Annotated in this window: 10 protein-coding genes; 1 reads left to right on the top strand and 9 read right to left on the bottom strand. The window is 60.1% G+C overall.

Annotation, left to right across the window (positions count from 1 at the left end; translation table 11 throughout):
• Positions 1–8: 8 nt before the first annotated feature.
• Positions 9–2,366, bottom strand: a complete 2,358-nt coding sequence (gene ppsA / locus V8G57_RS03365) for a phosphoenolpyruvate synthase (RefSeq protein WP_254785033.1) — start codon at positions 2,364–2,366, stop codon at positions 9–11.
• A gap of 332 nt (positions 2,367–2,698) precedes the next feature.
• Between ppsA and ppsR the strand changes: the two genes are divergently transcribed.
• On the top strand, positions 2,699–3,547 hold the full coding sequence (ppsR, locus tag V8G57_RS03370) for a posphoenolpyruvate synthetase regulatory kinase/phosphorylase PpsR (RefSeq protein ID WP_092396540.1): 849 nt from the start codon (positions 2,699–2,701) through the stop codon (positions 3,545–3,547).
• Positions 3,548–3,572: 25 nt separating this feature from the next.
• On the opposite strand, the gene V8G57_RS03375 is transcribed toward ppsR, so the two are convergent.
• The 8 genes from V8G57_RS03375 to bamA form a co-directional block, all read right to left on the bottom strand.
• Positions 3,573–4,358, bottom strand: coding sequence for a TrmH family RNA methyltransferase (locus V8G57_RS03375; RefSeq protein ID WP_092396480.1), 786 nt, complete (start codon positions 4,356–4,358; stop codon positions 3,573–3,575).
• On the bottom strand, positions 4,355–4,984 hold the full coding sequence (rnhB, locus tag V8G57_RS03380) for a ribonuclease HII (protein WP_342828196.1): 630 nt from the start codon (positions 4,982–4,984) through the stop codon (positions 4,355–4,357). The genes V8G57_RS03375 and rnhB overlap by 4 nt, the downstream gene beginning before the upstream one ends.
• A 28-nt stretch (positions 4,985–5,012) precedes the next feature.
• Positions 5,013–6,200 (bottom strand): lipid-A-disaccharide synthase, encoded by a 1,188-nt coding sequence (lpxB, locus tag V8G57_RS03385; RefSeq protein ID WP_342828197.1) that lies wholly within the window; start codon positions 6,198–6,200, stop codon positions 5,013–5,015.
• 2 nt (positions 6,201–6,202) lie between these two features.
• Positions 6,203–6,991: an acyl-ACP--UDP-N-acetylglucosamine O-acyltransferase gene (gene lpxA / locus V8G57_RS03390; protein WP_092396476.1), complete on the bottom strand. Its 789-nt coding sequence runs from the start codon at positions 6,989–6,991 to the stop codon at positions 6,203–6,205.
• A gap of 4 nt (positions 6,992–6,995) precedes the next feature.
• Positions 6,996–7,502: a 3-hydroxyacyl-ACP dehydratase FabZ gene (fabZ, locus tag V8G57_RS03395; protein ID WP_092396474.1), complete on the bottom strand. Its 507-nt coding sequence runs from the start codon at positions 7,500–7,502 to the stop codon at positions 6,996–6,998.
• Positions 7,495–8,574, bottom strand: a complete 1,080-nt coding sequence (gene lpxD, locus V8G57_RS03400) for a UDP-3-O-(3-hydroxymyristoyl)glucosamine N-acyltransferase (protein ID WP_342828198.1) — start codon at positions 8,572–8,574, stop codon at positions 7,495–7,497. Before lpxD ends, fabZ begins: the two co-directional genes overlap by 8 nt.
• A gap of 22 nt (positions 8,575–8,596) precedes the next feature.
• Positions 8,597–9,121 carry an OmpH/Skp family outer membrane protein gene (locus tag V8G57_RS03405; RefSeq protein WP_342828199.1) on the bottom strand — a complete coding sequence of 175 codons (525 nt, stop codon included), beginning with the start codon at positions 9,119–9,121 and terminating at the stop codon, positions 8,597–8,599.
• Between the two features lie 87 nt (positions 9,122–9,208).
• Complete coding sequence (gene bamA / locus V8G57_RS03410; protein WP_092396468.1) at positions 9,209–11,590, bottom strand: outer membrane protein assembly factor BamA; 2,382 nt, start codon at positions 11,588–11,590, stop codon at positions 9,209–9,211.
• Positions 11,591–11,633 lie beyond the last annotated feature (43 nt).

Here is an 11,633-nt window from a genome sequence, read left to right on the forward strand (position 1 = left end):
TATCGCCTTTATTGCGCGGCAGCCAGCAGCTGCCAGGTATCGATCACCGAATCCGGATTCAGGGAAATCGATTCGATGCCCTGCTTCATCAGCCATTCGGCAAAATCAGGATGGTCCGACGGACCCTGGCCGCAGATGCCGACATACTTGCCCTTGGCCAGGCAAGTTGCGATGACCTTCTCCAGCAGAGCCAGGATAGCCGGGTCGCGCTCGTCGAAATCGGCCGCCAGCAATTCCATGCCGGAATCGCGGTCGAGGCCCAGGGTCAGCTGGGTCAGGTCGTTGGAGCCGATCGAGAAGCCGTCGAAGTAATCCAGGAACTGCTCGGCCAGGATGGCGTTCGACGGCACTTCGCACATCATGATCACGCGCAAATCGTTTTCGCCGCGCACCAGGCCGTTCTTGCCGAGCAGGCCGATGACTTTTTCCGCCTGGCCCAGGGTCCGCACGAAAGGCACCATGATCTCGACGTTGGTCAAGCCCATGTCGTTGCGCACCCGCTTCATCGCCTGGCATTCCATTTCGAATGCTTCGGCAAAGTCGGCTGCCAGGTAACGGGCGGCGCCGCGGAAACCGAGCATCGGATTTTCTTCGTCCGGCTCGTAGCGCGAACCGCCGATCAGCTTCTTGTACTCGTTCGACTTGAAGTCGGACAAGCGCACGATCACCTTTTTCGGCCAGAATGCAGCGGCGATGGTGGCAATCCCTTCGGCCAGCTTGTCGACGTAGAAAGCCTTCGGCGAAGCATGGCCGCGCGCTACCGATTCCACCGCCTTCTTCAGGTCGGCGTCGATGTTCGGATATTCCAGGATCGCGCGCGGGTGCACGCCGATGTTGTTGTTGATGATGAATTCCAGCCGCGCCAGGCCGACGCCGCCGTTCGGGATCGACTGGAAATCGAACGCCAGCTGCGGATTGCCGACGTTCATCATGATCTTCAGCGGCAGCTCAGGCAATGCGCCGCGCGCCACTTCGCTGACTTCGGTTTCCAGCAGGCCGTCGTAGATCTTGCCTTCGTCGCCTTCGGCGCAGGATACGGTAACCAGCGTGCCGTCTTTCAGCACGTCGGTAGCGTCGCCGCAGCCGACCACCGCCGGCACGCCCAGTTCGCGCGCAATGATCGCAGCGTGGCAGGTACGGCCGCCGCGGTTGGTGACGATCGCCGAAGCGCGCTTCATCACCGGCTCCCAGTTAGGATCGGTCATGTCGGCTACCAGCACGTCGCCCGGCTGCACGCGCTCCATTTCGGAAGCGTCATGGATCACGCGCACCGGACCGGCGCCGATTTTCTGGCCGATGGCGCGGCCATGGGTCAGCACGTTGCCGGTGCCCTTGAGTTTGAAACGCTGCTGGGCGTCGGTCGTTTTTTCCTGCGACTTCACGGTTTCCGGACGCGCCTGTAAGATGTACAGCTTGCCGTCGCGGCCGTCCTTGCCCCATTCGATATCCATCGGGCGCTCGTAGTGCTTCTCGATGATGGTGGCGTATTTGGCCAGTTCGACGATTTCGTTGTCGTTGAGCGAATAGCGGTTGCGCAGCTCGATAGGCACATCGACGGTCTTGACCGAACGGCCGGCCTTGGCTTCGCCTGTGAATTCCATCTTGATCAGCTTGGAGCCGATGTTGCGGCGGATGATAGGCAGCTTGCCTTGCTCCAGCATCGGCTTGTGGACATAGAACTCGTCGGGATTGACCGCGCCCTGCACCACTGTCTCGCCCAGTCCATAGCTGGAAGTGATGAACACCACGTCCTTGAAGCCGGATTCGGTATCCAGGGTGAACATCACGCCGGCGGCGCCGACATCGGAACGGACCATGCGCTGGACGCCGGCCGACAACGCCACTTCAGCGTGGGTAAAGCCTTTGTGCACACGGTAAGAGATGGCGCGGTCGTTATACAGCGAGGCGAACACGTGCTTCATGGCTTCCAGCACATTTTCAATGCCGACCACGTTGAGGAAGGTTTCCTGCTGGCCGGCGAACGAGGCGTCCGGCAAGTCTTCCGCCGTCGCCGACGAACGCACGGCGAACGACATCTCGCTGGAAGAATCTTCGACCAGGCGTTTGTAGAAGGCGTGGATTTCCTGCTCCAGGCGCGGCTGGAACGGCGTTTCCACAATCCATTGGCGGATCTCGGCGCCGGCTTGCGCCAAGGCCCGTACGTCTTCGACGTTCAGGGTCGCCAGGCGATCGGCGATGCGGTCGGCCAAGGCCGGGCCGCCGTCGGCGCTATGCGACAGGAAATCGCGGAATGCCTGCGCCGTGGTGGCGAATCCGCCCGGCACCCGAACTCCTGCGCCGGCCAGCTGGCTGATCATTTCACCCAGCGATGCGTTTTTGCCGCCAACGGAATCGACATCCGTCATCCGCAGATTTTCAAAGGAGATGACGTAAGCCGCCCCCTGGGTAGCACCCATCTGTATTGCATTGGACATAACAACCTCTAGTTTGATGATAAGAAATCTTCACAATTGCCTTCGCCGCCCTTGGCTTTTTGTTATTCTTCGTCAGGTAGCTTCAAATATTCAGTTGGCTGCCATTTTATGCCAATTTAGCGTTCACAGGCGCACAAGGCAGCACGTAGCCGTCAGCAGGCTAGAGTCCGTGTTCAGTTAAAAGTTCGGCGGCCCCACTGGCGCCGCAGCAGTTGCCGGGCAACGCCTTGCTTTTTATTTTTTACTTTATTTTCGACAACATTATGCTAGATGCCGCTCCTGCACCGCTGGTTCCTGCCCACCGCACCGTCTTCTTTGTTTCCGACGGCACCGGCATCACCGCCGAAACCTTCGGCCATTCGGTGCTGACCCAGTTCGAGCTGCGCTTCAAGCAGGTGCGCCTGCCCTTCATCGACACCCTGGACAAAGCCTACGACGCCACCCGCAAGATCAATGAAGCATGCGTGGCGGACGGCAAATTGCCTATCGTGTTTTCAACGCTGGTCAAGGCCGACTTGTCAAAAGTCATCCAGCAGGCCAAAGCCATGCATATGGACCTGTTCCAGACTTTTGTCGAACCGCTGGAGCGGGAGCTGGGCGTCAAGTCCACCCACACCATCGGCCGCAGCCATAACACGGCCAATACCGACGAATACAAGAACCGGATCGAAGCCATCAATTTTTCGCTGGCGCATGACGATGGCCAGTCGCACAAGAACCTGGCCGACGCCGACGTTATCCTGGTCGGCGTCTCCCGTTCAGGCAAGACTCCTACCAGCCTGTACCTGGCGATGCAGTTCGGCGTCAAGGCCGCCAACTATCCTTTGATCCCAGAGGATTTCGAGCGCGACAAGCTTCCCAGCGGCCTGTTGCCATTCAAGCAAAAGATTTTCGGCCTGACCATCGCGGCCGACCGCCTGTCGGAAATCCGCAATGAACGCCGTCCGGGCAGCAAATACGCCGCGCTGGCAAATTGCCGTTATGAAGTGAATGAAGCGGAAAAAATCATGCGGCGCGAAGGGATACGCTGGATGTCGTCGACCACCAAATCGATCGAAGAAATCGCGGCGACGATCCTGCAGGACATCAAGCCGGATATGCGGACTTTCTAAGCAGGGGCCGGGACAGCCGGCCTGCTCAATCCAGCGCCTGGCGCAGCTGCTCGAAAAAACATACCGCCGCCGCAGCGGCAACATTCAGCGACTCCATCTGCCCGCGATGCGGAATCACGACTTGCTGGCTGGCCAGTTGCAGCAAATCTTCCGCGACGCCCTGCCCTTCATGGCCGAACAGCCACGCCAGTTCTCCGTGCAGGTCAGCCTGGTAGATGCTTTGCGTCGCATACGAACTGGTGGCAAGCACCGGTATCTGCGCTGTCGCCATCAGGGCCGCCAGGTCAACGCCTTCGAAGATGTCCAGGATGAAATGCGCGCCCATGCCCGCCCGCAGCACCTTGGGCGACCAGGCAGATGCGCTGCCTTCTGAACAATAGATCTGCCGGATGCCTGCGGCCGCAGCGCTGCGCAGGATGGAACCGAGGTTGCCCGGGTCCTGCAGGTTGTCGAGCAGCACGGCCGACTGGGTCAATGCGGCCGGCGCCGCCGCTTTCGGCGTTTCAACCACAAACAGCAGGCCGACGCCGTGCTCGACCTGGCTCAGCGCCTGGTACTGGCCGTCCGGCAGCAGCACGCATTGCACCGCCTCGGCCTGGCATTGCCGGATCACCGCAGCCGCTTCGGCATGCGTCAGCGCGGTTTCGCTGGCGACGCACAACACCGGCCTGGCGCCGCTCTGCAAATACGCTTCGGCCAGGTGGATCCCGTCCAGCAGCGTACGGCCCGCCTTGCGCCTGGCCTGGGCGCTGGTCGCCAGCTGCTTCAGTTCCTTGTACAAAGGATTGGCGGACGAGGTGATGCTTTTCATGCCGCCGCCCCATCGATATCCAGCGCCAGCAGAGCCCGCACCGGCGCATAGGATTTGCGGTGCACCGGCGACACGCCATGCAGGCGCAGCCGTTCCATGTGCAGCGCCGTCGGATAACCTTTGTGCTGGTCGAAAGCGTAGTGCGGATATTGCACGTGCAACACCTGCAGCGCGGCGTCGCGCGCGGTCTTGGCGAGAATCGAGGCTGCCGAAATGGCCTGCACCTTGTCGTCGCCCTTGACGATGGCCTCGGAGCGGATGCTGAGCTGCGGACAGCGGTTGCCGTCGATCAGCGCCAGCGTCGGCTGCATGGACAGTCCTTCCACCGCGCGCCGCATCGCCAGCATGGTTGCCTGCAATATGTTGAGCTTATCGATCTCCGCTTCGGAGCATTCGGCGATGGCCCACGCTAGTGCATTGGCCTTGATTTCCACCGCCAGCAGTTCACGCCGTTCGGCGGTCAGTTTCTTCGAATCGCGCAAGCCGCTGATCGGCCGCGCCGGATCGAGTATCACGGCGGCGGCAAACACCGGTCCGGCCAAGGGGCCGCGGCCGGCCTCGTCGACGCCGCAAATGGTTTCGCCGTCGTAGGTGAAGAGAGAGAGATTCTGGTCGGATGGGCTCACGGCGTTCAGTACCAAGTAGTACGCCGGATCAGGCCGGCGAAAGTCCGGATGGACGTTTATGTTGTTCAATCACTTGCAGCACGGCTTGCGCGCTTTCGCTGGCGGTATCGCGCAGCAGGGTGTGATGCATGTCGGTGAAGCGCTGCCGCAGCATCTCCTGGCGCGCCGGATCCTCCAGCTGCTGCCAGAGCGCGTCCGCCAGCGCCTGCGGCGTCGCATTATGCTGCAGCAGTTCCGGCACCAGGAATTCGCGCGCCAGGATATTCGGCAAACCTATCCACGGCTGGTAGCTCATGTGGCGCAGGATTTCCCAGGTGGCGCGCATCATTTTATAAGCGATCACCATAGGTTTCTTGTACAAGGCAACTTCCAGCGATGCGGTGCCGGAGGCGACCAGCACCACATCGGCCGCCGCCATTGCCGTATGCGATTGCCCGTCCAGCAACTGGATAGGCAAGTCTTGCAGACCGGCCTGGCTGACCAGTTCGCTAAACAGCTTGCTCTGCTTTTCTCCCGCCATTGGCGCGATGAAGCGCATGCCGGGATCGCGCTGCGCCAGTATCGCGGCAGCTTGCACAAAAGCTATCGTGTTATGTTTCAGCTCACCCATGCGGCTGCCGGGCATGATCGCCACTACCCGGCCGGCGGCCGGCAGGCCGAGCGCGCTGCGGGCCGCGGCGACATCGGGCACCATCGGGATCACTTGCGCCAGCGGATGGCCGACGTAGGTCACCGGGATGCCGGCCTTGCGATAGATTTCTTCTTCAAACGGGAAGATGACCAGCATGTGCGACGCCGCACGCGCAATCTTCTTGATGCGTCCGCCGCGCCAGGCCCAGATCGAAGGACCGATGAAATGCACGGTGGGAATGCCGGCCTGGCGCAGTTGCGCTTCCAGGCCGAAATTGAAATCCGGGGCGTCGACGCCGATGAACACGTTCGGCTTCTCCGCCAGCAGGCGGTCGCGCAACGCGACCTGGATGCCCTTGAGCTCGCGGTAGTGGGCCAGCACTTCGAACAAACCGTTGACCGACAGCTTTTCCATCGGCCAGTCGCTGACAAAACCGTACTCCGCCATCTTGGCGCCGCCGATGCCGTACATGCGCGCATCCGGCAGGTGCGGACGCAGGCCGGACAACAGGCGGCTGGCAAGCAAATCGCCGGAGGTTTCTCCGGCGACCATGGCGATGGCTACGTTGGCGTCAGCGTCCGCCATGTTCAGCGGATGATGCCACGCGTAGAGCCGGCAATGAAATCACGCATCAACTTCAGGTCTGCGGCAGATGCCGGCGCTTTCGACTCTTCCTGTTCCAGCGCCGCCATGGCGTCTTCCAGCGCCAGGCCGGAGCGGTAAATGGTGCGGTAGGCGCGCTTGATCGCCATGATCTGCTCGCTGCTGAAACCGCGCCGCCGCAAACCTTCGCTGTTGATGCCCGCGGGTTCGGCGCGATTGCCGGCGGCGGTCACGAACGGCGGAACATCCTGGCTGACGGCAGCGGTGAAAGCCGTCATCGCATGGGCGCCGATGCGGCAAAACTGGTGCACGGTGGTAAAACCGCCAAGCAGCACCCAGTCGCCAATGTGCACATGGCCCGCCAGCGTCGCGTTATTGGCGATCGTGGTATTGCTGCCGATCTGGCAGTCATGCGCCACGTGGACATAGGCCATCACCCAGTTGTCGTCGCCGATACGGGTGACGCCGCCATCCTGGACGGTGCCGAGATTGAGGGTGACGAATTCGCGGATGGTGTTGCGGTCGCCGATCTCCAGCCGGGTCGGCTCGCCAGCGTACTTCTTGTCTTGCGGCACGGCGCCGATCGAACCGAACTGGAAAATCGCGTTATCGCGGCCGATCGCGGTATGCCCTTCGATCACGGCATGCGGACCGATCTTGCTGCCGGCGCCGATGGTTACATGGGGGCCGATCACCGCATAGGCGCCGACTTCCACCGAACTGTCGAGGGATGCCTTGGGATCGATGACAGCTGTAGGGTGAATGCGCGTCATGGGATCACTCTGACGGGCTGGCATCCACCACCACAGTCGCAGCAGCGCCGGGACTGACCGCGGTGCGCATGGTGCACATGAATTCGGCTTCTACCGCCATCTCGCCGTCGACGCTGGCGACAGCCTTGTATTTCCAGATGCCACGCACGACGCGCACGATCTCGACTTCCAGCTTGATCTGGTCGCCTGGTTCGACCGGGCGGCGGAAACGGGCCTTGTCGATGCCGAGGAAGTACACCACGGTATTTTCATCCGGCTTGCGGCCTTCGGTCAGGAACGACAGCAAGGCAGCGGTTTGCGCCAGCGCCTCGATGGTCAGGACGCCAGGCATCACCGGCTTGTTGGGAAAATGGCCATTGAAGAATTCTTCATTGATGGTGACATTCTTGATCGCCGTGATCGACTTGCCGCTTTCCCAATTCAATACGCGGTCAACCAGCAGCAGCGGATAACGGTGCGGCAGGTAGGTCTTGATCTGGTTGATGTCTAGCGTTTGGTTTGGACTATTCATTATCTTTTTGGGTAACCTGTTGCGGTAACTGTTCGATGAGCTGTTTAATGGATTTTTCCAGAGCCCGGATTTTCTCACGCATTGTATTCAGATTGCGCACCAAGGCAGCAGATTTTTCCCATTCGCCATGCTTGGCAATCGGGTAGAAACCGGTGTATTGGCCTGGCTCGGAGATCGAGCGCAACGCCAGCGTACCCGCTGACACATGCACATGATCGACGATGGTAATGTGGCCATGGATCATCGCCGCCCCGCCTATCGAGCAAAATTTGCCGATCCTGGCGCTGCCGGCAATCCCGGCGCAAGCTGCAATCGCGGTATGGGCGCCGATATGGCAGTTATGGGCGATCTGGATCTGATTGTCCAGCTTGACCCCTTCTTCTATCACGGTGTCGGCCAGGGCGCCGCGGTCGATGGTGGTGTTGGCGCCGATTTCGACGTCGTCGCCGATCAGCACCCGGCCGGTCTGGGGAATCTTGACCCAGGTCCCGCCGTCATTGGCAAAACCGAAACCGTCGGCGCCGATGACAACGCCAGAATGGATAATGGTGCGCTGGCCGATCTGGCAGGCGTCATAAACCGTGACGTTGGGATGCAGCAGGCTGCCCGCGCCGATGCTGACGCCGCGGCCGATCACGCAGCCGGCTCCCAGGTTCACATGCTCGCCGATCGTGGCGCCGGCGCCGACGACCGCGTTGGCGCCGACATAGGCGGTCGCCGCGACCTGGGCGGCAGGATCGACGCTGGCTGCCGGATGGATTCCAGGCGCCACCGGAATAGCGTTTTTTGCAGCAAAAAACTGCGCCGCCAGCGCGAAATACGCATAAGGATTGGCGGCGACAATCCGTGCACCGCGATAATCGGCGCCGATCGCCGCATCGTCCGCCGCGGACAGGATAATGGCGGCCGCCTGCGTTTGCGCGGCCTGGGGCCGAAACTTGGGATTGGACAAGAAGGTGATCTGTGATGCGCTGGCGTCGCTCAACGGCGCGATGCCGGATACCCGGGTATCCGCATCACCGATCAGTTGGCCACCCAAGCTTTCGACCAGTTCTTTTAGCCGAATGCTCATATAGTGGCCTTGACAGAATGGGTTACTTATTGAGGATTTTCAATACTTTATCGGTGATGTCGATGCGCGGGCTGACATACACGCCGCCTTCCTGGAACACCATATCGTATTTTTCCGCTTCGGCGATCTGCTTGATCGCCTTGGTCGAGCGCTCCAGCACGATCGCCAGCTCTTCGTTGCGGCGCTGGTTCAGGTCTTCGCGGAACTCACGCTGCTTGCGCTGGAAATCCTTGTCCAGGTCGCTCAGCTCGCGCTGGCGCTTGACCCGCTCGGATTCCGAAATCACGGCTGAATCCTTGTCCAGCTTGTCTGCCATGTTTTTCAGGCGGGTGGCCTGGTCTTGCAAATCCTTGTCGCGCTTGGAAAACTCGGCTTCGATCTTGGATTGCGCGGTCTTGGCCGGGGTCGCCTCGCGCAAGATGCGCTCGCTGCTGACGAAGGCGATTTTCGAACCTTCATCAGCATGCGCCGGGGCTGCCGACAATAAGCACGCCGCCAGCAAGCCGGCGGTGGGCAATGATGTAAAGGTTTTAATTAGAGATTTCAACACTATTCTCCGCAATTCAAATGATGCAACTTGTGCATTATGCCACTCTTGTCAGAATCTGCAATTGTGCACCATCCTTATGGTTTTTTAGAAGCCTGTGCCCAGCTGGAACTGGAAGGACTGCTGCTTGTCGGTCGGCTTCGCGTTCAGCGGTTTGCCGTAGCTGATTTTCAGCGGGCCGATAGGCGATACCCAGCTCAGGCCGATGCCCGTAGAATAACGCAACTCGCTGAGTTGCATCGGCTTCTTGTCGGCGTATACCTGGCCGCCGTCGAGGAAGGTGAACCAGCGCAGGGTACGGTCGCTGCCGGAACCGGGGAACGGGAACTGCGCTTCCAGGTTGCCGAACACGCGCGACGCGCCGCCCATCGAATCGCCGTACTGGTCGACGTTGGTGCCGACGCCCAGGGTCGAACCTTCAAAACCGCGCACGGTGCCGATACCGCCGGCATAGTAGTTCTTGAACACAGGGTACGGCTTGCCGCCGATGCCGCGGCCATAGTCGATTTCGCCGTTCATGGCCAGCGTCACCGCATTGCTGAACAAAGGTTGGAAATACTGGTGCTGGTAGCTTGCACGGTAGTAGCGCAAGGTGCCGACCGCGGAAAGTTCAAGGCTGGCGCGCTGGTAGCGGCCCTTGGTCGGGACCAGGGCGCTGTCGCGGCTATCGCGCTGCCACGCTGCCGTCAGCGGGAAACTGTTGGTGGTTGCCGTCGCCGGGTTGGCCAGCACGTTATAACCGAGGCCGGTATCGACCGACCGGCTGCCGTTGCCGAAGTCCGAAACATATTGCTGGTACAGCAGCGGGCTGGAAGCATCGGCCGAAACGGCGGTGTTTTCCACGCCGATGCCAAAGAACACCGTATCCAGTTCCGAGAACGGCACGCCGAACTTGATATCGCTACCGATGGTCCGCACCTTGTAGTCGCCGGTGGTGTACTGCGATGGACGCACGGTACGGTAGTACAGGTCGTAGGTGCGGCTGATGCCGTCATCCGTGAAATAAGGATTGGTCTGGGACAGCGCAATCACCCGCGAATAGCTGCTGGTGTTGACGTCGAGGCCGATGGTGTTGCCGCTGCCGAAAGCGTTCTGCTGCTGGATCGAGCCGGACAGGCTCAGCTTGTCCTGCTGCGAGAAGCCGGCGCCGACCTGGATGTTGCCGGTAGGTTTCTCGGTAACGGCCATGTTGATATCAACCTGGTCGGACGTGTTCGGCACTTCCGGCGTTTCGATGCCGACGTCCTTGAAATAGCCCAGGCGGTCAACCCGGTCGCGCGACAGCTTGATCTTCGAACCGTCGTACCAGGAATCTTCAAACTGGCGGAATTCGCGGCGCACCACTTCGTCGCGCGTCTTGGTGTTGCCGGTGACGTTGACATGGCGCACGTAAACGCGCTTGCCTGGATCAACCATGATGGTAAACGCTACTTCTTTCTTTTCCCGGTTCAATTCAGGATTGGCGTTGACGTTGGCGAACGCATAACCGAAATTGCCCAGCCGCTCCGACATCTTCTTGGTGCTGTTGTTGAGCTTCTCGCCGTTGAATATTTCGCCTTTTTTCAGCTCCATCAACGACCGCAGCTCATCTTCGCGGCCAAACATCTCGCCTTCCATCTTGATATCGGAAACCGTGTATTTTTCACCCTCATTGATATTGATGGTGATGTAGATGTCTTTCTTGTCCGGCGTGATCGAGACCTGGGTCGACTCTACCTGCATCTCGATATAGCCGCGGTTCAGGTAATACGAACGCAGGGTTTCGATGTCGCCCGACAGCTTCTCTTTTGCATACTGGTCAGCCTTGGTGTACCAGGTAAACCAGCCCGGCGAACGCAGCTTGATCTGGTCGCGCAGCTTGCCGTCGGAAAACGCCTTGTTGCCGACGAAACGGATTTCCTTGATGCGCGATACTTCGCCTTCATCCACCGCAAACGTCACATTGACCCGGTTGCGCTCGATCGGCGTAACGGTCGTGGTCACCTTCATGCCGTACAGGCCGCGCGACAGGTATTGTTTCTTCAATTCCTGTTCTGCGCGATCAACCTGGGCTTTGTCGAAAATGCGCGATTCGCCGACGCCGATTTCCTTCAGGGCCTTGGTCAGCTGGTCTTTGTCGAATTCCTTGATGCCGGAAAAATCGACGCCGGCAATCGACGGCCGCTCTTCCACCATGACCACCAGCACGTCGCCTTCGGACTCGACCCGCACATCCTTGAAGAAGCCGGTCGCGTACAAGGCCTTGATCGCCGCCGTGCCTTTTTCATCGGTGAAGGTTTCACCGACGCGCACAGGCAGGTAACTGAAAACGGTGCCGGCTTCGGTACGTTGAATACCTTCGATGCGGATATCCTTGACCACAAACGGCTGCACCGCCAGCGCTTGGCCCGAACACAGGGCAAAGGCGGCAGCAGCAATCAAACGACGGGGAAGAATCGACAAAGGGAAGTGCTCAGAATGTAATTTCATTAGCGATCGTTTTTTATCAATGTCCTTGCCTGCCACGATTGTC

Source organism: Collimonas rhizosphaerae (assembly GCF_038896935.1).
Lineage (GTDB): Bacteria > Pseudomonadota > Gammaproteobacteria > Burkholderiales > Burkholderiaceae_D > Collimonas > Collimonas rhizosphaerae.

Coding starts and splice junctions, on each gene's coding strand:
- lpxD (WP_342828198.1), bottom strand. CDS start 8,574: ATGAGCATTCGGCTAAAAGAACTGGTCGAAAGCTTGGGTGGCCAACTG.
- V8G57_RS03375 (WP_092396480.1), bottom strand. CDS start 4,358: ATGAAAAGCATCACCTCGTCCGCCAATCCTTTGTACAAGGAACTGAAG.
- fabZ (WP_092396474.1), bottom strand. CDS start 7,502: ATGAATAGTCCAAACCAAACGCTAGACATCAACCAGATCAAGACCTAC.
- lpxB (WP_342828197.1), bottom strand. CDS start 6,200: ATGGCGGACGCTGACGCCAACGTAGCCATCGCCATGGTCGCCGGAGAA.
- ppsR (WP_092396540.1), top strand. CDS start 2,699: ATGCTAGATGCCGCTCCTGCACCGCTGGTTCCTGCCCACCGCACCGTC.
- ppsA (WP_254785033.1), bottom strand. CDS start 2,366: ATGACGGATGTCGATTCCGTTGGCGGCAAAAACGCATCGCTGGGTGAA.
- lpxA (WP_092396476.1), bottom strand. CDS start 6,991: ATGACGCGCATTCACCCTACAGCTGTCATCGATCCCAAGGCATCCCTC.
- bamA (WP_092396468.1), bottom strand. CDS start 11,590: ATGAAATTACATTCTGAGCACTTCCCTTTGTCGATTCTTCCCCGTCGT.